Here is a 20,166-nt window from a genome sequence, read left to right as displayed (position 1 = left end):
AACGATATAAACTGTATAAAATAATCTTCTAACTAAACTATTTATAAGTTTAAATATCAACAAAAAAAGCACAATCCCCCAAAATATATCCATTTGCACTCGGTTAAAGTTCTATAAGAATAACCGCCATCCAAATACTAATCTATATATTTTTACATTAATATCATTTTTATCTTACAGATACTGATAATGTTAAAATAAATAATATAAAAAACAATAAGATAACAAATCAGTTCTTTTTTTGTTCAATAAATACCTATTTGATAAGAAATTCTTACTGAAATGCCTAGCTTCATCAACAGACCTGATGTGTTAAAGCGACTTATGTCAAATAAAAAAAATATAATATAAGTAATGTATCATTTATTGTGGGTAATGTTTCTTATTTTTACGATCATCCTAAACTATAATTCACATAAGTGATATTTTTTAATCAATTCAGGATAAAACTAAAACAAATTGGGTTGTTGCAAGATAATCTCTTTATCTTTCTCCTTATTTCTTAGCTCCCTTAGCTGCCTCTGATGACATAAGCGCAATATTTTTCTTTTTTCATTATCCGATAGTTTCATCCACATAAAACGCTCTTCCCTGTTGCGATAACATCCCCGGCAAAAACCACGGGAATTGGATTCACAAATTCCTCGGCAAGGGCTTGGAATAGCAAAAAATTCTAATTGTTCAGCCATCTCATCCTCCTGTGCTTGAATTTATCAATTCTTTCCATAATGAAACTATTTATTGGTCAGTATAAACCTCACCTATAACATTTCAAAACAAAATAGTAACAATCGGAAATCAAATAAATAACAAACAGGACAATTTGAATTGTTTCATCTATACACGTTATAGTTGAACTAAGCATATGCCGGTATGTGAGCAAAATTTTGCAATAAAACACTGTTTCATACTAAAGCTATGTTTCGTGATAAAACTATAAAGATCAAGAGGTAATCATGCGTTTACTCCATACGATGATCCGTGTTGGCAACATGCCGCGCTCGATTGATTTCTATACTCAGGTCATGGGCATGCGTTTACTTCGCACCAGTGAAAATCCTGAGTATAAGTATTCTCTCGCGTTTGTTGGTTATACCGATGAAATCCAAGGCGCTGTTATTGAGCTAACTTATAATTGGGGCGTTGAAAATTACGAAATGGGAAGCGCATTCGGGCATATCGCCTTGGGCGTTGATGATGTTGCGGCAACCTGTGAACGCATCAAACTTGCGGGAGGGAAAGTGGTTCGTGAAGCAGGACCGGTTAAAGGTGGAACGACTGTCATTGCATTCGTTGAAGATCCCGATGGCTATAAGATTGAACTGATCGAAAATTCAAGTGCCAGCAGTGCATTAGGCAACTAATTCTATCAACAGCCACCAAATTATCGTTAAAAATTATTTACACACCGACAAAAGGGCATATCTTATTGCCCTTTATTATCCTCATCAGGTCAGCATTACTTCTGCAAGACACACCAAATTTTGTCATAATAGCCACTATTCCAGAATCAAAAACAGAATCCTGAAGCTAAAAACTGAAAATCAGATGTCTAATCAAAACGATCAAAATATGTTAAGTGGGCGTTTTCGTGGCTACTATCCCGTTGTCATTGATGTCGAAACCGCTGGTTTTAATGCACGCACAGATGCTTTACTCGAAATCGCTGCAATTACTTTAAAAATGGATGAAGAGGGTTGGCTCACACCTGCCAATACGCTGCATTTTCATATTGAGCCTTTTGAAGGCGCTAACCTTGATCCTGCTGCTCTCGCTTTCACTGGTATTGATCCAACAAATCCCTTACGGGGCGCTGTCAGTGAATACACTGCCCTGCATGCCATTTTCAAGATGATCCGCAAGGGTATAAAAGAGACGAATTGTAACCGCGCGATTATGGTCGCCCATAATGCCAATTTTGATCACAGTTTTGTCATGGCTGCGGCTGAACGTGCGGGTTTAAAACGCAATCCATTCCATCCGTTCGCCACTTTTGATACCGCCGCACTCAGTGGTTTGGTTCTTGGCCAGACAATCCTTGCCAAAGCCTGCATTACAGCGGAAATTCCGTTTGACAGCAATCAAGCACATAGCGCTCTGTATGATACTGATCGAACTGCCCTGCTTTTCTGTGAACTTGTCAATCGCTGGAAACGGTTGGGGGGTTGGCCCTTACCTTCTACTGACACCGCTCACTGCGAGGCTTAAAAAGGCAAGTCCACGCTGTAAGTAGTAACCCCATACCGATTAATGTATGGGGTTACTAAAAATATCCATCATTTAGATGAATTACTGACCTTCTTCCTGCTCACGATATTTGTCGGCAGTCTCTTTGATCAGTGTTTGTAGTTCACCGCGCTGATACATCTCAACCAGAATGTCACAACCTCCCACTAACTCGCCATCAATCCAAAGCTGGGGAAAAGTCGGCCAATTTGCATACTTAGGCAATTGAGCGCGGATATCTGGATTTTGCAGAATATCTACATATGCAAAACGCTCACCACAAGCGGATAAAGCCTGAACTGCCTGTGCAGAGAAGCCACAACTCGGCAGTTTCGGTGAACCTTTCATGTACAACAGAATGGGGTTTTCTTTGATCTGACGTTCGATTTTCTCAACGACCGTATCAACCGTTGTATCAGTTACTGTATTCGTGTTTGTATTAAAATTCGTCATTTTTTGCTTCCTTAAAACTGCAAGCGCTATTTATCAGCATAAGATAAAGATTGATTCAGAATACCACTTTCTACTCTCATTTTTCTACCGTGAACTTGATGCGGCAAATTTTTGCCATGATTTGCAACAAGTAATTCAGTTATCCTTACTTCAACTGGGTGTATCTAACCCTGTTGCCGTTCAGTTCTGCGCCAGTTCGCGGCCTGATAGCATCTTTTTCCCTGTTATTTAGCCGAAAAGTTGTTAAGATAATTATCAAAAAAGTAATACGATAATGAGATTAAATTTGCCCTACCCATGATGAGTACCTTAAGTCATGGCTTGTAGAGCCAAAAAACCCGATATTAAAAAGGAGCATGCAATGTCTTTTGAATTACCCGCATTACCTTATGCCAAAGATGCCCTGGAACCACATATTTCTGCAGAAACGCTAGAATACCACTACGGCAAACATCACAATGCTTATGTTGTAAACCTGAATAATCTGATTAAAGATACTGCGTTTGCCGGAAAATCACTGGAAGAGATCATCAAAACATCTGAAGGCGGCATCTTCAATAACTCGGCACAAGTTTGGAACCATTCGTTCTACTGGCATAGCCTGTCACCAAATGGTGGTGGCGAACCCACTGGGAAAGTCGCAGACGCCATCAACAATGCTTTCGGTTCTTTTGCCGAATTCAAACAGCAGTTTACTGACGCAGCCCTGAAAAACTTTGGTTCTGGTTGGACTTGGTTGGTTAAGAAAACTGACGGCACTTTGGCTATCGTCAATACATCTAATGCTGCAACACCATTGACCGGTGAAGACAAACCTGTACTGACCGTTGATGTTTGGGAGCACGCATACTACATCGATTACCGTAATGCACGTCCTCAATATTTGGAGCACTTCTGGGCGCTGGTCAACTGGAAATTTGTTGAAGAAAACCTTGCTTAATAAGATTAATTCTTAATACCAAGGTTAAAATAATCAGGGCAGGTTTTCCTTCATTCATGGCATCCCTATTGTTGGAAAACCCGCCCTTAAAGCAAGTGATGTTACAAATGCTTCTTCGCGATCTTAATCAGATCAGGCAAAGGCTTGCCAGAAAAACAATCATGACTAATGCACTCGCGGCAGCCAATAATCCCAATTTCAGATCTGTATCCATAGAACATCCTCAATGTGAAAATTAAGATACCTCAATACAATAAATTCCATAGGATAAATTTTAGTCGGTTATTTACCGTGCCATCTAAAAAAACCATACCCGATATTTAATCCATACTCTTTATAACATCGATTATTACTTTCACTTTTGAGCTAGATCAGACAAAATTCAAGGTTTATCGCTAACTTGTTGCCAACTATCACGCTATACATAAATATACTGGCAAACGATTAACAAATAGCTATACCCGATAGATTTCAACATTGAAAGATAAAAGGTATACCAATTAGACCAAAAGGTCAGGAGTCCTTTTTATCATGGCAACGATTAAAGATGTGGCTAAACGCGCTGGTGTTTCGACCACAACCGTATCGCATGTTATCAATAAAACCCGTTTCGTCGCCGAAGATACAAAGGCTGCGGTTTGGGCTGCGATTAAGGAACTGAATTATTCTCCCAGTGCCGTTGCCCGCAGCTTGAAAGTTAACCACACCAAATCCATCGGATTACTGGCAACCTCAAGTGAAGCACCTTATTTTGCTGAGATCATCGAATCGGTTGAAAATAGCTGCTATAGCAAAGGTTATACCCTGATTTTATGTAATTCCCATAATAACCTTGATAAACAGAAAGCATACCTCGCCATGCTGGCGCAAAAACGCGTAGATGGCTTGCTGGTAATGTGTTCTGAATACCCTGAACAGCTTTTGGGCATGCTGGAAGACTATCGCCATATTCCTATGGTGGTCATGGATTGGGGAGAATCCAAAGGGGATTTTACCGATGCAATTATTGATAATGCCTTTCATGGTGGTTACTTAGCGGGTCGTTATCTCATTGAACGCGGCCATCGTGATATTGCATCCATTCCCGGGTCATTGGCCAGAAATACCGGCGGAGGACGCCATCAAGGTTTCCTTAAGGCACTGAAAGAAGCCAACATCACCATTCGGGATGAGTGGATTGTACAAGGTGATTTTGAACCTGAGTCCGGTTATCAGGCCATGTACAAGATCCTGAATCAGAAGCATCGCCCGACGGCTGTTTTTTGCGGTGGGGACGTCATGGCGATGGGGGCGATCTGTGCAGCCGATGAGTTAGGATTGCGCGTTCCACAAGACATTTCAATTATCGGTTATGACAATATCCGCAATGCCCGCTATTTCACGCCAGCATTGACAACTATCCACCAACCCAAAGAACGTTTAGGGCAAATGGCGTTTTCAATGTTACTGGACAGAATCGTCAATAAACGTGAGGACGCACAAACTATCGAAGTCCACCCACGCCTCGTTGAACGGCGCTCTGTTGCGGATGGACCTTTTATCGATTATCGCCGCTGACAGTTAATTTTCTTGCAGCCATTCAGCATTAAGCGTTTCGCTATCTCCCAGATAATCAAGTAACCAACTTAATGCGGGTGAATGGCTCTTTTGCGACCATGTCAGGCAGCACGGGCTGTCAGGCAAAGGTTGCTCAAGTTCGAGTGAAATCAGCTTACCTTTACGGATCAACGGTAGTGCACGATGTCTGGGCACCATGCCGACACACAATCCATCCATCAGGCAATTTAACCCAATATCCCAATCAGGCACAATCAACCTCCGTTGATTATTCAAAGCCCAAGTATCACGCTTAGGCAAGCTGCGCGAAGTATCTTCGAGACATAAACTGGGATAAGGCCGCATTTGGTCATCGTTCAATTTTCCCGATATTACTGCCAGTTCGTGTTCAGGGCTGGCTACACATAGCCATGGCATGAATCCCATATCCCTGAAACTACATCGCTCACCAACGGGAGAAGCCCGTGTCGCGCCAATCGCAACGTCCACCCGTTCATCGACCAGGGCATCCCATACGCCATTGAAAACTTCAGGATAGATAAATAATTCAATATCAGGAAAATGACGATAAAAATCTAAAATTAACCGCAGCGTTCGTTCTGGTTTTACGACCTGATCAACGGCAATACTGAATTGCCCCCGCCAGCCATTGGCCACTTGTTGGCACTGGTGCCGAGTGTGATGCATTTTTTTGATAACAGAACGCGCTTCCTTGACAAAAACAGCCCCTGCTTCCGTTAAATCGACATCACGGTGACGACGTTCAAATAAAGGCACAGCCAGCCACTCTTCAAGCTGTTTTACGGTATAGCTGATAGCAGAAGGCACCCGATGAAGTTCTGACGCAGCCGCACTGAAACTTCCTGTTCTGGCAACGGCATCAACGACTTCCAGAGAGTATTCAGACCACATATATCTTCCTTTCAATTTTTTTCACAGCATGGTGCAAATATTACCGTTTCACAAGTGAAAATCATGCTATATAAAATAAGCCTAATATTTCCTTATCAACCACCACACCAAGTTATTAACACAATGACAACAAATAAAAACGCCATTCCATTCATGTTTTATCTCGCAGGCCTAAGCATGCTGGGCTATTTGGCCATCGACATGTATCTGCCCGCGTTTGACACAATGAAAGCAGAATTAGGTACATCAACAAATGCCATCAGTGCGAGCCTCAGCATTTTTCTTGCCGGATTCGCTTTTGCCCAACTTTTATGGGGACAATTATCTGACCGGTTAGGCAGAAAACCTGTTCTTATTATCGGACTTTCCCTGTTTTCCATTAGCTGTTTAGGTATGCTCTGGATCACTGATCCTGTTCAGTTATTGGTATTGAGGTTTATGCAAGCCGTTGGCGTTTGTTCTGCGGCGGTGATCTGGCAGGCTTTAGTCGTTGATAGATATGATGCAGAACAGACTAAACGGGTTTTTGCCATGATCATGCCGCTGGTCGCCCTGTCGCCTGCCCTTGCTCCTTTATTGGGCGCCTGGTTATTAACGCATAGTGGCTGGAGAATCATTTTCCTTGTCCTAATGATCGTGACAATATTGCTGTTATTACCTACCTTTTTTCTAAAGAATAAACGTACTCATACCGCAACCAATACCAATACCAATACCAATAAAAAGGCAGTTTCTTTCTTTACGTTACTCACTTCCCCGGTTTTCAGCGGAAATGTCTTGATCTACGCCTCTTGCAGTGCAGGTTTTTTTGCTTGGCTAACGGGTTCACCAACGATTTTGAAAAATATGGGTTATGATCCTACCGATATTGGCCTAAGTTATATTCCCCAAACGCTGGCATTTATGATTGGCGGGTATGGTTGCCGTATCTTATTGGAAAAAGTGAAAAGCGAAACCGTATTCCCCTTCCTGTTGGTGGGCTATGCGGTCAGCATGATCGCCATTTATTTGATTTCACTATTTAGTGAACCTTCATTTACCGCCATCCTTATTCCTTTTTGTGTGATGGCGGCAATGAATGGTGCATCCTATCCCATTGCCGTCGCCAATGCGCTGGCTGTTTATCCTCAGGACAGCGGTAAAGCGGCTGCCTTGCAAAATGCGCTGCAACTGGGCCTCTGTTTTGTCGCGAGTATGATCGTCTCCGTATTCATGGGGTCCCCTCTGTTATCGACGGCTACCGTCATGGTACTGACGGCTATTCCAATGGCTGTTGGTTATCGGTTGCAAAAACAGGGTATTAAAAAAACGGCTAAACATAAATTCAATAATTCCCCAAAAAAATAATAATTAAGAACATTATTATCTAAAGGTTGCATCATGATGTGACCTTTAGATGATTGTTTAAATGCCATTTCACTCATATACTCATACAGATTCATTATTCTAAGAATGCGGAATTTGAGGGTCTTTTGGAGCATTGAAGTTCTGTTCAATTTCAGGGTGAATAAGCAATATGTGCTTTCAGCATTATTTTTTAATAAACCTTCAAGGTTTTACATAATAAAAAACAGTTATAAAGTGACACCTCAAAATTCCATCACACAAATGTTGGAGAGTATATGAGTTCATCTTTCGTTGAAGGTAAAAAAACAATAACGGACCCTTGGTATAGGATCGCCCATGAATTGCTTCAGGAAATTGATATTGAGATCAATGGCAAGCGCCCTTTCGATATACGCATCAAGAATCCTGATTTCTATAAGCGCGTACTGAAAGAAGGTTCCTTGGGTCTGGGTGAGAGTTATATGGATGGCTGGTGGGAATGTGATCGCCTTGATATTTTCTTTTATAAAGTATTACAGGCTGGTTTAGAACATCGTATCCCCAAAAATGTCAAAGATATCTTCAAGATAATTATCTCTCGTATATTTAATTTACAATCTCCCAAACGCGCCTGGATTGTCGGTGAGGAACATTATAATTTAGGTAATGACCTTTTTACCCGGATGCTTGATCCTTATATGCAGTATTCTTGTGGTTATTGGAAAGATGCCAATACGCTGGAAGAAGCTCAAACCCATAAGCTCCGCCTGATTTGCGAAAAGCTACAACTTTCTCCGGGCATGACTTTGCTGGATATCGGTTGTGGCTGGGGAGGCTTGGCAGCTTATGCGGCAGAAAACTACGGGGTATCTGTCACAGGGGTCACGATTTCAGCCGAGCAACAAAAATATGCGCAGGAACGATGTAAGGATCTGAATGTAAAAATTATCCTTGAAGATTACCGAAACCTTAACCTCCAGTTTGATCGCGTTGTCTCCGTCGGCATGTTTGAGCACGTTGGCCCGAAAAATTATGACAACTATTTCGATATCGTGAAAAAGAACCTGAAACCTGATGGGCTGTTCCTTCTCCATACCATCGGCTCTAATATTGATAAATCAGGTTCCGATGCTTGGATCAGTAAATACATTTTCCCCAATGGTTGCTTACCATCGATAATCAAAATCGCTAAGGCAACCAATGGAAAGTTTGTTATGGAAGATTGGCACAACTTTGGGGCAGACTATGACCGAACCCTGATAGCATGGTATGAACGATTTACTGCCAGTTGGCACGAAATAGAGCATAACTATAGCCCACGCTTTAAACGGATGTTCAGTTATTACCTGAATGCTTGTGCGGGTGCATTCCGGGCAAGGGATATTCAGTTATGGCAGGTGGTATTCAGTCCGCGAGGCATTGAAAAAGGATTGAGAGTACCTAGATAGTGCTCTCCATAATTGGAATTCACAAAGCTACAGAAATAATATTTCTGTAGCTTTCTTGTTTTATTGGCTTTTACCGAATGACGTTAACGCAAGACCTATGACACGATCTCTATGACACCATTCAGAAATATTCTTTATTGTCCTTCAGTCTGTAACAATAATTTTTCTTGTTCTTTCTGAGCCATAATCCGTTCAACGGTATCTACAATCGTTTGAGTTTGTGGATCAATCTCAATATTCACTTTTGCACCCAAACGCTTTTTGCCCAGCGTTGTACGTTCCAGTGTTTCTGGAATTAAATGAACACAGAAGCGATTATTGACGACATCACCAATAGTCAGGCTAATCCCGTCAATACCAATAAACCCTTTGTGCAGGATATATTTCATCAATTGTTTGTCGTGAATTCGAAACCATATCTCATGGTTATTTTCAGAAGTGAAGATCTTGGCAACTTCCGCTATTGTAATAATATGACCGGACATCAAATGCCCGCCAATTTCATCACCAAATTTAGCCGCCCTTTCCAGATTGACTAAATCACCGAGTCTAAGTTCGCCGAGATTGGTCAGGCGCAATGTTTCTTTCATTAAGTCAAAACTGATTAAATCACCATCGATCTTAGTCACAGTCAGGCAACAACCGTTGTGGGAAACAGAAGCGCCCGTTTCAATTCCGGGTAATAATTCAGCCGGAAATTTAACAACATGAGTCCGAAAATGCATTTTTTCATCAATGGCAACTATCGGTGCTTTTCCCTGAACGATACCTGTAAACATGGGAACCTCTTTAATCATTTCATCTAGCGGATTAGTTTAACCTACTCACCGCTTTTAAACATCATTCTGTTTAAATACCACTTTGTCCATATACGCTATTTAAACATCATAATTGTCTAATACGTTATTTCGATAAACATCGTGCAACGATTGGATTAATAAAATGAGTCCTATACAATGAGGACGCTTATAAGCGATACATTTTCCATTTACATCGTTTGCTCGCAAAATATTTCTTGTTTTTCTCATTAATTTTCAATCAAAAAAGGTGTAGTACGTGCAGAAATATTTAAATGAAGCGCGTAGTTTGCTCGCTCTAGGGATCCCTGTTGTTATCGCACAGTTTTCACAAACTGCGATGGGGTTTGTCGATACTGTCATGGCTGGTAAAGCTGGTGCTATTGAAATGTCAGCAGTTGCGGTTGGCACCTCAATCTGGCTGCCAACTATTCTGTTTGGTCAAGGTTTATTGCTCGCCTTAACACCCATCGTGGCACATATGAATGGCTCCGGCCAAAGAAAAAACGTGGCAGGTCAAATCCAGCAAGGGTTCTGGCTTGCAATCTTCCTCTCTGTCTTGATCATTGCCGTATTGTATAACAGCCGGTTTGTTATCGAAGCACAACATAACATCGATCCTGTATTGGCACAAAAAGCGACGGACTTTATTCATGCCATCATGTGGGGAGCGCCGGGTTATTTGTTCTACCAAGTTTTGCGTGGTCAATGTGAAGGATTATCGAAAACCAAGCCAGCCATGGTCATTGGCATTGCCGGTCTACTGGTCAATATTCCCATCAACTACATTTTTATTTACGGTAAGTTTGGTGCACCTGAATTGGGTGGTGTAGGTTGTGGCGTCGCAACAGCAGCGGTCTACTGGGTAATGTTCCTGTTGTTGCTTGTCTATGTTAAACACTCGCCGGCCCAAAAAGATATCCAAACATTTAACAAATTTGCAGGTCCTGAATGGCATACGCAAAAACGGATTGCACTACTTGGCTTACCTATCGCCCTGGCGATGTTCTTTGAGGTGACTCTGTTTGCTGTCGTCTCGTTATTGGTTTCTCCACTCGGTGTTGTTGCCGTTGCCGGACACCAAATATCACTCAACTTCAGCTCGATGATGTTTATGTTCCCGCTGTCATTGGGAATAGCGGCAACCATTCGCGTTGGTTACAATCTGGGTACACAATCCACTGAAGGCGCAAAAATCTCCGCCTACACAAGTATTATTGTTGGCTTAATGATTGCTTGTATCACAGCAACCTTCACCGTACTGCTGCGCAAGCATATTGCATTTATGTACAACGATAACCTTGAGGTTGTTATTCTTGCCTCTCACTTGATGCTGTTTGCGGCTATTTACCAACTTTCTGATGCCGTTCAGGTCATTGGGTCGGGGGTATTGCGCGGATATAAAGACACACGCTCTATTTTCGTTATCACTTTTATTGCTTATTGGATCTTAGGGCTGCCTAGTGGCTATATTCTGGCATTAACTGATTATGTCACGAAGCCGATGGGGCCACAGGGTTTCTGGATTGGATTTATTATCGGTTTAACCGCCTCGGCACTCATGATGGGTTACCGTATTCTGTGGACACAGAAACAGCCAGCCCATTATATTCTGAAACGTTCTACTCATTAATTCAGTTCACTCAGTTACCAACATAAGGGGAAAAGCTGCAAATTCACGCTAAAAGATGTAATTGCGAGCAGTTGAACAAGAATTTGCACTTTTCCCCTTGCCAGAAAGCCCGGTGCCCGTTAATATTCGTTCCCGTTGTCAGCCACAGAAATTTAAATTGCGTCCGTAGCTCAGTTGGTTAGAGCACCACCTTGACATGGTGGGGGTCGGTGGTTCGAGTCCACTCGGACGCACCAAATATCTGACTGGCAAAAAAGAATGCGATGTGCGTCCGTAGCTCAGTTGGTTAGAGCACCACCTTGACATGGTGGGGGTCGGTGGTTCGAGTCCACTCGGACGCACCATATTCAATTCACAGCCTTACACTTTCCCTGCATTACTTTTCTAGCTAGCCAATTTTTTAGCCTTATTCCATTCCAGTGAACCGATCCCCATAAATTCATTGTTGCCCAATCTCCCCGCGTACGCAAAGTTCAAGATATCCTGTTTGCGCAACAACTCGCTGATTTATCTAATCATGCAGCCTGAATATCTCTTCTCTTTTGTATGGAAATCTTTTCAAGCACCATTTTTTGATTCATTTCACAGAAATTAGTCTCTATAATACGCTCATGTCATGAGTTGAATGGTTTCAGCTAACTAAAGTAGATAGATTGTCATGAAAAAAACCAAAATTGTTTGTACTATCGGGCCAAAAACAGAATCCGAAGAGAAGTTGACCGAACTGCTTAATGCAGGTATGAATGTAATGCGCCTGAACTTTTCTCACGGCGACTACGAAGAGCATGGTCAACGTATTAAAAACATTCGCGCAGTTGCAGCGAAAACTGGCAAAAAAGCAGCAATCTTACTGGATACTAAAGGCCCTGAAATCCGTACCATGAAACTGGAAGGTGGCAATGACGTCTCCCTTACTGCGGGCCAAACTTTCACCTTTACTACCGATAAATCCGTTATCGGCAATCAAGATCGTGTTGCTGTGACTTATGCTGGACTGCCAGAAGATCTGAAAGCCGGAAATACCGTATTGGTTGATGATGGTTTGATCGCGATGACAGTTAAGGAAACGACGGCGACCGAAGTGATCTGTGAAGTATTGAACAACGGTGACTTGGGCGAAAATAAAGGCGTTAACCTGCCAAATGTTTCCATTAACTTGCCGGCATTGGCAGAAAAAGATAAACAAGATTTGATTTTCGGTTGTGAGCAAAGCGTGGATTTCATCGCGGCCTCTTTCATCCGTAAACGTTCCGATGTACTGGAAATCCGTGAGCACCTGAAAGCCCATCATGGTGAACATATCCAAATCATTTCCAAAATCGAAAATCAGGAAGGTCTGACTAACTTCGATGAAATTCTCGAAGCCTCAGACGGTATCATGGTTGCCCGTGGCGATCTGGGGGTTGAAATCCCGGTAGAAGAAGTTATCTTCGCGCAAAAAATGATGATTGAAAAATGTAATGCAGCGCGTAAAGTTGTGATCACTGCAACCCAAATGCTGGATTCAATGATCAAAAACCCACGCCCTACCCGTGCCGAAGCAGGCGACGTTGCCAACGCTATTTTAGATGGTACAGATGCGGTAATGCTGTCTGGAGAAAGTGCGAAAGGGAAATATCCTGTCGAAGCTGTTTCCATCATGGCAACCATCTGTGAACGTACAGATCGCGTAATGAGCAGCCGAATTGAAAATACCCAGTCTCAGAAACTGCGTGTTACTGAAGCGGTTTCCCGTGGTGCTGTTGAAATCGCAGAAAAACTGGAATCACCACTGATTGTCGTGGCAACTTATGGTGGTAAGTCTGCAAGATCTATCCGCAAGTATTTCCCTAACGCGCCAATCCTTGCGTTGACAACGAATGAAATCACTGCCCGTCAATTGCTGTTAGTCAAGGGTGTTTTCACGCAGGTTGTCAAAGAAATCGCATCTACCGATGATTTTTACCGTATTGGTAAAGAAGCTGCATTGGCAAGTGGTATGGCGCACCTTGGGGATATCGTTGTCATGGTATCCGGTGCATTAGTACCCAGTGGCACAACAAACACGTCCTCTGTCCATGTGCTTTAAGGCTAAATAAGCGAAAGCGTACTGCCTAACCTTGGGTCGCCCCCTTGGAAAGCACTGGCAATCAAGAAAGCCCATATTTGTATTTATGCAAATTGGGCTTTTTTTGATTGTTCTGGTTAAATCATCTATTCAACTGCCTTTTTATTATCAATATCCAAAAATTATTGGCTAATTTTGAGATAAAGAAAGGTAGAATTTTTTTTTCGTAGCAAAAATTTATTCTCTTTCTAAAATAGTTTGTGTAATACTTAGATGGCTACTTGGAGATTAACTTAATCTAGAGGGTAATGTGATGAATCGTACTAAAGTTGTATTTGGTGCAGTAATTCTGGCTTCCACCCTGTTGGCAGGTTGCTCAAGCGCAACAAAAGTTGAACAGCTTGCCTCTCAGGTGCAAACTCTCGGTTCCAAAGTTGACCAATTGAGCAGTGACCTCGGTTCTATTCGTTCTGATGTACAATCAGCCAGAGATGAAGCGGCTCGTGCGAATCAGCGCCTTGATAACCAGGTTCGTTCATACAAGAAATAATCTTTGTAGTAGATAGAATGAGTTGATAAACAAAATGGCGTACCCTGTACGCCATTTCTATTTCCGCTTCCCGCCCCGTATTGATCCGTTTCTTAGGCTTCAGTTAATAAACCGGTTCGGGTTGATACAATGAAGGTATCTCAGCAGGTTTAATTTCAGGGACAACCGTTTTTTCAGTCTCTTCAATCAATCTTGATAACGCCCTTTCCGTCTGGTTATTAGCAACCTGTCCTGTATTCACCTGCACGGGGATTCCTGAACGACGCAGCATGGCCTGATCAACAAGAAACTCATCTGTTTCACTACTCTTGATGAACTTCACTAAACCTTCAGAACGTGGGATCGGTATTATCTGTGGATCATCTGTCTCTTTACGGGAAAGCGGCTGATGAACTTCCACATAGCGCTTACCATCCGGTTCGACGGCATATTTCACGGGTTCATTAATGATCTGGACGCGCGTGCCTCGTGGAACAGTTCGAAACAGCGCTTCAATATCATCAGGCCGCAAACGAATACATCCTGAACTCACCCGCATACCAATGCCGAAATCCGCATTTGTACCGTGGATCAGATATTCTCCCCGCCCGGCAGCCAAACGTAAGGCAAAATCCCCCATTGGATTATCCGGGCCAGCCGGTATTACGGCAGGCAAAATAATTCCGCGACTGGCGTAATCCTTGCGAATATTCGTGGTTGGCGTCCATGTCGGATGCTCAATCAATTGGCTGACTGATGTTGTCATGGTTGGCGTGTTACGCCCAAGCTGGCCGATACCAATAGGGTAAACAACCACATAATCCTTTCCTTCAGGGAAATAATAGAGCCTGAGTTCAGCCAGATTGATAACAATTCCCTGCCGGGGCGTGTCTGGCAGCAGCATCTGGGATGGAATAAGTAATTCAGTACCAGACTTAGGCAAATAAGGATCAACGCCCGGATTCGCTTCCAACATCGCCAGTAATCCTATCTGGTAATTAGCAGCAATGTACTCTAACGGACGCCCGTCATCGGGCACAATATAGGTGGAATTTACGCCAATCAGGCGGCTATTAGCAGGAGGCAATGGATACTCGACAGCATGGGCGATATTAGTCAATCCACTTAACGATAACATGCTGCTCAAGAACATGCCGATAAAAGTTAAAGATCGCTTCATACACGCTTCCTGAAAATAATACTTAAACGTTTGTGGTTAATTAATAGCCTACTTTGCCAAACTATTCTATCGCATTCGTAGCAATCAACGAGCAAGGCTGTTCCCGTCAGCCCAAGACTGACAGGAACAAAAACAGGATAAAACAATAGGATAATACTAAGATAACACGGCCGTTGTCAGGCGAGATGTGCAGCATAATTGTTGCTGATCGTTATAAATATCAATCTGCCAGACCTGATGTGAGCGGCCAAGATGAATAGCCTTGCAAATTCCTTTGACCATACCTTCACGAACAGATTTAAGGTGGTTAGCATTGATTTCTACTCCCACGACTTTCTGTTCACCTTCCGAACAGAGATAACCGGCAATGGAGCCGAGTGTTTCGGCCAATACTACAGAAGCCCCACCATGCAGTATCCCGAATGGTTGTTTCGTTCTGTGATCGACCGGCATGATCCCTTCAATAAAATCATCACCAAGCTGGGTAAATTCGATCCCTACATGTTTTACCATACACTGGTCATTAAATTGATTCAGTGTATCCACATCGATATTACGTTTCCAAATCACGGCATTATCTCCAATAAGGCTTGTAATGGATGTTTAAGTTGCTTTCCTTCTATACGCTTCACCTGACTGCGGCATGAATATCCGGTACTCAGGCAATGTTCTAAGGATACGTTTTTCAGTGCCGGAGCCCATGAAAGTGTATAGATGCCAATCGAACGTTCCAGATTTTTCTTTTCATGGCCGTATGTGCCTGCCATGCCACAGCATCCGACATTGACATGCTTCAATTGATGCCCGAAATAGTGAAAGATATCCGCCCATTGCTGACCACTCCCCGGTAACGCTGTCACTTCAGTACAGTGCCCCAGTAAATACCAGTCATGTATGGATATTGAATCATCACTTTTCGCCTGTGGTATTTTTTCCGGCAGGATGCCGGTTAACCATTCGTGTACCAACTGAACGTTAAAATTCCCCCGCCGTTCACCGAGAATATCGTTGTATTCATCTCGGTAACACAGAACTAAAGCCGGATCGACACCGACCATCGGGATATCCAGACCTGCGATCCGATTGAGGAAATCAGCCGTTTTCTCCGCAGTTTTGGCAAATCGCTGCAAAAAGCCTTTGACATGTTGCGCTTTCCCATTAGGTGAAAATGGCAATAAAACAGGCTTATACCCCAATTTTTCGGCCAGCAACACAAAGTCAGTGACCACTTTCGCATCGTAGTAACTGGTAAAAGGATCTTGGACAATCAACACATGTTGGGCACGCTGAGAGGGTGATAAACCTTCCAACTGTTCCAGCGTGGTCCTTGCTGCGTAATGGCTGGCAAGTTGCTGTTGCAATGTCGGGTAAGAGAGCAGCGGCAGATCAGCCATGCCAAGGGTATGCTGGCTGATTTTCTGTACCCACGGTTGCTTCAGGAAAAAGTTAAATGCCCGCGGCGCCTTCGCCATTAATGGCGTACTGTGTTCAACATTGGCAACAATATGATCACGCAATGGGCGCAGGTAACGGCTGTGATACAACGCCAGGAAACGTGAACGAAATGAAGGGACATCGATTTTGATCGGGCATTGTGTTGAACAAGCCTTACAGGCTAAACACCCCGACATCGCCTCTTTAACTTCATGTGAAAAATCGTATTCACCCCGCCATGCCTGCCAACTATGCCGTGTCTTTTCAATCAACCCCCGCAAACTGGGGCGTGCCTGCTCCAGCCCGTGCTCCAGCAACTTGGGTTCAACCCCCTGCTCCGTCAAAAGCCGCAACCACTCTCTGACCAGCGTCGCCCTGCCTTTGGGAGAATGAATGCGATGCTGGCTAATTTTCATTGATGGGCACATGGGGCTTTTAACATCGAAATTGAAGCATAACCCGTTACCATTACACTCCATCGCTCCGCGGAATGCGGTTCTGACATTGACCGGGATCGTCCGATCATAAGTCCCACGTTTGGCCGCATCAACTTTCATCATTGGCGCATCTGCCCCAAGAGGCGGACAAATTTTCCCCGGATTTAGCCGATTAAGGGGATCAAACGCCGCCTTGATCCGGCGCAGTTCGTTATACAAAACCTCACCAAAAAAGGCAGGGCTATATTCTGCCCGAAAGCCCTTTCCATGCTCTCCCCATAACAAACCACCATACTTAGCGGTCAACTGAACAACTTCATCAGAAATCTGTTTCATCAACATTTCCTGCTCCGGATCACACATATCCAGCGCAGGACGCACATGCAGAACCCCGGCGTCTACATGCCCGAACATGCCGTAACTCAACTGGTGGTTGTCCAAAAGCTGGCGGAATTCAGCGATATAATCAGCAAGATGCTGAGGAGGAACACAGGTATCTTCAACAAAGGGAATGGGTTTAGCGGCACCTTTACTGTTGCCCAATAACCCGACAGATTTTTTCCGCATGGCATAAATGCGCTCAATATCCCGCAAATCATGGCACGTCTGATAGCCAATAATGCCCGCCTGATTTTTTTCCATCAATTCATCAAGGCGCAAGCAAAGCGCTTGCAACTGCTGATCAATTTCCTGTTCATCATTACCACTGAATTCGACAATATTCAGACCCTGCATATCCTTATCTGGCACATCAGTAATCAATTCTTTCACTGAATGCCAGATAATATCTTCACGTGCCAGATTGAGTACCTTAGAGTCTACCGTCTCAACCGAGAGCGCCTTGGCTTTCACCATAAAGGGCGCGTTGCGCAGGGCAGAATCAAAAGAGTCATATTTGACGTTCACCAATCGCCTGACTTTGGGCAGCGGCGTGATATCCAGTGTCGCCTCGGTAATAAAGGCCAGAGTACCTTCAGACCCCGTTAAAATGCGGGTGAGATCAAAAGACTGCATATCGTCGCTGAATACATGGCGCAAGTCGTATCCCGTCAGAAACCGATTGAGTTTGGGGAACTTCTCAATGATTAATTTCCGTTGTTCACGGCAACGCTCCAGTACCGTTTTATATACCCGACCAACAACGCTCTCTTCTTGGGCAATCGATTCCGCCAATGCTGTGCTCATAGGGCGGGTATCTAACATTTCCCCGCCCAGCAGAACCGCGCGTACCCCCAGTACGTGATCCGAGGTTTTGCCATAAACCAGTGATCCCTGACCGGAAGCATCTGTATTGATCATGCCGCCCAACGTGGCGCGATTACTGGTTGAAAGTTCTGGCGAGAAAAAATAACCGAAAGATTTTAGATATTGATTAAGTTGATCTTTGATAACGCCGGCTTCCACTCTGACCCACCCCTGTTCTGGATTGATTGCCAGAATACGGTTCATATGGCGGGACATGTCCACCACAATACCATGGTTAAGTGATTGTCCGTTTGTGCCAGTCCCGCCACCGCGAGGAGTAAAGGTCAGCGTCTTAAAACGCGCCTCGCCTGCTATTCTTGTCAGCAATACAACATCGGCACTGGAACGGGGAAATACAACCGCTTGTGGTAACAGTTGATAAATACTATTATCTGTCGCCATTGTCAGCCTATCGGCATAGCTGCTGCTGATGTCTCCCGTAAAGCCAGCTTTTTTCAGTGCAGTCAAATAGTCCTGTGTCAGCTCACTGACATGGGGGGCTTGTGATATACGTGGGATCATTGGCTCATTGCCCCTTATTCTAATAAGTATCCACATTGCTTTATCTATAACTATCTTGATCTATATACTATCTTGGATAGGGTCACTCAGACAATTTCGGGTTTCTGAACTGACAGGTTTTAAACCATATCACAATATTTATCGATTTTGAGCAACCAATGAAATAACGTTATATTTAATGACCTTTGTTACTGCCAATAGCATTAATTACCTGAGAAATGATTTCATGGAAAAATCACCATCACACCAAGATCTGCCCAAGCTGTTATTTGCCCTATTTTTCATTTTATTGCTCATTACCACCAGCTTTTGGGTCTTGAGTCCCTTTGTCTTAGGATTTATTTGGTCAGGCATGGTCGTTATCGCAACCTGGCCATTATTGGAAAAATTACAACAACGATTATGGGGAAAACGCTGGATTGCGGTTTCTGTCATGACGTTATTGCTGGTTTTGTTATTTGTTATCCCCATTGCACTCCTTGTCAGCAGCTTGGTGGAAAACAGCGCACCATTGATTGCATGGGCAAAATCCCCCTCTTCTTTCCCGCTTCCACAACTGGAGTGGCTCAACCGGATACCTGTTATCGGCGATGACTTATACCTAAAATGGCAGAACTTGATTGCTGATGGCAGTAACATGCTTCTCAACAAAATTCCCCCTTATATCGGCAAGGCAGCAACATGGTTTCTTACCCAAGCCGCCAATGCAGGACGCTTTCTTTTCCATTTGGCACTCATGGTCATGTTTAGTGTATTACTGTATTGGAAAGGCGATCAGGTCATGCTGAGTATCCGCCATTTTGCCATCCGGCTGGCGGATAAACGCGGTGATGCCGTCGTGTTGCTGGCAGCGCGATCCATTCGAGCCGTCGCCCTTGGTATCGTGGTAACGGCGTTGGTTCAAGCCATCGCCGGTGGAGTTGGTCTGGCGATTGCCGGTATTCCTTATCCCATGATATTAACCGTGCTGATGTTTGTATGCTGTGTTGCCCAGCTTGGGCCTCTGCTGGTTCTTGTTCCATCGATTGCCTGGCTTTATTGGACAGGAGAAACAACCTGGGGAACGATTTTAATTATCTGGAGCTTAATATTAACCACCATGGATGGTGTTCTGCGCCCCTTCTTGATCCGACTGGGTGCCGATTTACCTATGGTATTAATTCTGACGGGGGTGATCGGCGGAATACTTTCATTAGGTGTCATCGGATTATTTATTGGCCCGGTAGTACTGGCTGTTTCTTACAGTTTACTATTAGCATGGATGAATGAAGTACCTAAACCCGAAAGCAAGATAGCGGATATGGAAAAACATTTCGGGGAAAAACAGGTTAAATAAACAAGTAACTGCGCGGAAAAAATAATATTTCCGCGCAATTATCAAACTGATGAATATATCATCCACACGCCCCCTGAAATGCAAATCTATTTTTCAAAATAACTCACTCCCAGCAAGTAAATTGTTGCAAAAAAGTTATTTTTC

At 43.5% G+C, this 20,166-nt stretch carries 17 protein-coding genes and 2 tRNA genes; 12 read left to right on the top strand and 7 right to left on the bottom strand.

Annotation, left to right across the window (positions count from 1 at the left end):
- Positions 1-449: 449 nt before the first annotated feature.
- A complete protein-coding gene (locus PSI17_RS00230; RefSeq protein WP_273550011.1) occupies positions 450-689 on the bottom strand; it encodes a DUF1289 domain-containing protein in 240 nt (79 codons plus the stop codon).
- Between the two features lie 267 nt (positions 690-956).
- On the opposite strand from PSI17_RS00230, the gene gloA reads away from it, so the two are divergent.
- Both gloA and rnt read left to right on the top strand, forming a co-directional pair.
- Positions 957-1,364, top strand: coding sequence for a lactoylglutathione lyase (gloA, locus tag PSI17_RS00225; protein WP_273550010.1), 408 nt, complete (start codon positions 957-959; stop codon positions 1,362-1,364).
- 184 nt (positions 1,365-1,548) lie between these two features.
- Positions 1,549-2,208 carry a ribonuclease T gene (rnt, locus tag PSI17_RS00220; protein WP_273550009.1) on the top strand — a complete coding sequence of 220 codons (660 nt, stop codon included), beginning with the start codon at positions 1,549-1,551 and terminating at the stop codon, positions 2,206-2,208.
- A gap of 81 nt (positions 2,209-2,289) precedes the next feature.
- Here the strand turns inward: rnt and PSI17_RS00215 are convergent, their stop codons facing one another.
- Entirely contained in the window at positions 2,290-2,679 is a 390-nt protein-coding gene (locus PSI17_RS00215; protein WP_273550008.1) for a Grx4 family monothiol glutaredoxin, read from the bottom strand.
- A gap of 361 nt (positions 2,680-3,040) precedes the next feature.
- Between PSI17_RS00215 and sodB the strand changes: the two genes are divergently transcribed.
- Positions 3,041-3,619, top strand: coding sequence for a superoxide dismutase [Fe] (gene sodB / locus PSI17_RS00210; RefSeq protein ID WP_273550007.1), 579 nt, complete (start codon positions 3,041-3,043; stop codon positions 3,617-3,619).
- Between the two features lie 531 nt (positions 3,620-4,150).
- The gene (purR, locus tag PSI17_RS00205) at positions 4,151-5,176 is read left to right on the top strand and encodes an HTH-type transcriptional repressor PurR (RefSeq protein ID WP_273550006.1); all 1,026 of its coding nucleotides are present in this window, start codon (positions 4,151-4,153) and stop codon (positions 5,174-5,176) included.
- 3 nt (positions 5,177-5,179) lie between these two features.
- On the opposite strand, the gene punR is transcribed toward purR, so the two are convergent.
- Positions 5,180-6,088, bottom strand: a complete 909-nt coding sequence (gene punR, locus PSI17_RS00200) for a DNA-binding transcriptional activator PunR (RefSeq protein WP_273550005.1) — start codon at positions 6,086-6,088, stop codon at positions 5,180-5,182.
- A 123-nt stretch (positions 6,089-6,211) separates the two neighbouring features.
- Here punR and punC point away from each other — a divergent pair, with 123 nt between their 5' ends.
- Complete coding sequence (gene punC / locus PSI17_RS00195; RefSeq protein ID WP_273550004.1) at positions 6,212-7,435, top strand: purine nucleoside transporter PunC; 1,224 nt, start codon at positions 6,212-6,214, stop codon at positions 7,433-7,435.
- Positions 7,436-7,710: 275 nt separating this feature from the next.
- Positions 7,711-8,862, top strand: a complete 1,152-nt coding sequence (cfa, locus tag PSI17_RS00190) for a cyclopropane fatty acyl phospholipid synthase (RefSeq protein WP_273550003.1) — start codon at positions 7,711-7,713, stop codon at positions 8,860-8,862.
- 134 nt (positions 8,863-8,996) lie between these two features.
- Here the strand turns inward: cfa and PSI17_RS00185 are convergent, their stop codons facing one another.
- The gene (locus PSI17_RS00185) at positions 8,997-9,641 is read right to left on the bottom strand and encodes a riboflavin synthase subunit alpha (protein ID WP_273550002.1); all 645 of its coding nucleotides are present in this window, start codon (positions 9,639-9,641) and stop codon (positions 8,997-8,999) included.
- Between the two features lie 277 nt (positions 9,642-9,918).
- Here PSI17_RS00185 and PSI17_RS00180 point away from each other — a divergent pair, with 277 nt between their 5' ends.
- The 5 genes from PSI17_RS00180 (at position 9,919) to PSI17_RS00160 (ending at position 13,889) form a co-directional block, all read left to right on the top strand.
- Positions 9,919-11,292, top strand: coding sequence for an MATE family efflux transporter (locus tag PSI17_RS00180; RefSeq protein ID WP_273550001.1), 1,374 nt, complete (start codon positions 9,919-9,921; stop codon positions 11,290-11,292).
- A 159-nt stretch (positions 11,293-11,451) separates the two neighbouring features.
- A tRNA-Val gene (locus PSI17_RS00175) sits at positions 11,452-11,528 on the top strand.
- Between the two features lie 31 nt (positions 11,529-11,559).
- Positions 11,560-11,636 (top strand) — tRNA-Val (locus PSI17_RS00170).
- A 314-nt stretch (positions 11,637-11,950) separates the two neighbouring features.
- Positions 11,951-13,360, top strand: a complete 1,410-nt coding sequence (gene pykF, locus PSI17_RS00165) for a pyruvate kinase PykF (RefSeq protein ID WP_273550000.1) — start codon at positions 11,951-11,953, stop codon at positions 13,358-13,360.
- 292 nt (positions 13,361-13,652) lie between these two features.
- Entirely contained in the window at positions 13,653-13,889 is a 237-nt protein-coding gene (locus PSI17_RS00160; RefSeq protein ID WP_273549999.1) for a major outer membrane lipoprotein, read from the top strand.
- A gap of 103 nt (positions 13,890-13,992) precedes the next feature.
- On the opposite strand, the gene PSI17_RS00155 is transcribed toward PSI17_RS00160, so the two are convergent.
- The 3 genes from PSI17_RS00155 to ydiJ form a co-directional block, all read right to left on the bottom strand.
- Positions 13,993-15,048, bottom strand: coding sequence for a L,D-transpeptidase family protein (locus PSI17_RS00155; RefSeq protein ID WP_273549998.1), 1,056 nt, complete (start codon positions 15,046-15,048; stop codon positions 13,993-13,995).
- 156 nt (positions 15,049-15,204) lie between these two features.
- Positions 15,205-15,618, bottom strand: a complete 414-nt coding sequence (locus PSI17_RS00150; RefSeq protein ID WP_273549997.1) for a hotdog fold thioesterase — start codon at positions 15,616-15,618, stop codon at positions 15,205-15,207.
- Entirely contained in the window at positions 15,615-18,686 is a 3,072-nt protein-coding gene (gene ydiJ / locus PSI17_RS00145) for a D-2-hydroxyglutarate dehydrogenase YdiJ (protein ID WP_273549996.1), read from the bottom strand. The genes PSI17_RS00150 and ydiJ overlap by 4 nt, the downstream gene beginning before the upstream one ends.
- Before the next feature lie 226 nt (positions 18,687-18,912).
- Here ydiJ and ydiK point away from each other — a divergent pair, with 226 nt between their 5' ends.
- Positions 18,913-20,022, top strand: coding sequence for an AI-2E family transporter YdiK (gene ydiK, locus PSI17_RS00140; protein WP_273549995.1), 1,110 nt, complete (start codon positions 18,913-18,915; stop codon positions 20,020-20,022).
- Positions 20,023-20,166: the final 144 nt, after the last annotated feature.

Source organism: Xenorhabdus sp. IM139775 (assembly GCF_028598745.1).
Taxonomy (GTDB): domain Bacteria; phylum Pseudomonadota; class Gammaproteobacteria; order Enterobacterales; family Enterobacteriaceae; genus Xenorhabdus.
This window is presented reverse-complemented; position numbering and strand designations above follow the sequence as displayed.

Bases quoted from the DNA above. Each gene is read 5' to 3' on its own strand.
- PSI17_RS00230 (WP_273550011.1), bottom strand. From the start codon at position 689: ATGGCTGAACAATTAGAATTTTTTGCTATTCCAAGCCCTTGCCGAGGA.
- gloA (WP_273550010.1), top strand. From the start codon at position 957: ATGCGTTTACTCCATACGATGATCCGTGTTGGCAACATGCCGCGCTCG.
- rnt (WP_273550009.1), top strand. From the start codon at position 1,549: ATGTCTAATCAAAACGATCAAAATATGTTAAGTGGGCGTTTTCGTGGC.
- PSI17_RS00215 (WP_273550008.1), bottom strand. From the start codon at position 2,679: ATGACGAATTTTAATACAAACACGAATACAGTAACTGATACAACGGTT.
- sodB (WP_273550007.1), top strand. From the start codon at position 3,041: ATGTCTTTTGAATTACCCGCATTACCTTATGCCAAAGATGCCCTGGAA.
- purR (WP_273550006.1), top strand. From the start codon at position 4,151: ATGGCAACGATTAAAGATGTGGCTAAACGCGCTGGTGTTTCGACCACA.
- punR (WP_273550005.1), bottom strand. From the start codon at position 6,088: ATGTGGTCTGAATACTCTCTGGAAGTCGTTGATGCCGTTGCCAGAACA.
- punC (WP_273550004.1), top strand. From the start codon at position 6,212: ATGACAACAAATAAAAACGCCATTCCATTCATGTTTTATCTCGCAGGC.
- cfa (WP_273550003.1), top strand. From the start codon at position 7,711: ATGAGTTCATCTTTCGTTGAAGGTAAAAAAACAATAACGGACCCTTGG.
- PSI17_RS00185 (WP_273550002.1), bottom strand. From the start codon at position 9,641: ATGTTTACAGGTATCGTTCAGGGAAAAGCACCGATAGTTGCCATTGAT.
- pykF (WP_273550000.1), top strand. From the start codon at position 11,951: ATGAAAAAAACCAAAATTGTTTGTACTATCGGGCCAAAAACAGAATCC.
- PSI17_RS00160 (WP_273549999.1), top strand. From the start codon at position 13,653: ATGAATCGTACTAAAGTTGTATTTGGTGCAGTAATTCTGGCTTCCACC.
- PSI17_RS00155 (WP_273549998.1), bottom strand. From the start codon at position 15,048: ATGAAGCGATCTTTAACTTTTATCGGCATGTTCTTGAGCAGCATGTTA.
- ydiJ (WP_273549996.1), bottom strand. From the start codon at position 18,686: ATGATCCCACGTATATCACAAGCCCCCCATGTCAGTGAGCTGACACAG.
- ydiK (WP_273549995.1), top strand. From the start codon at position 18,913: ATGGAAAAATCACCATCACACCAAGATCTGCCCAAGCTGTTATTTGCC.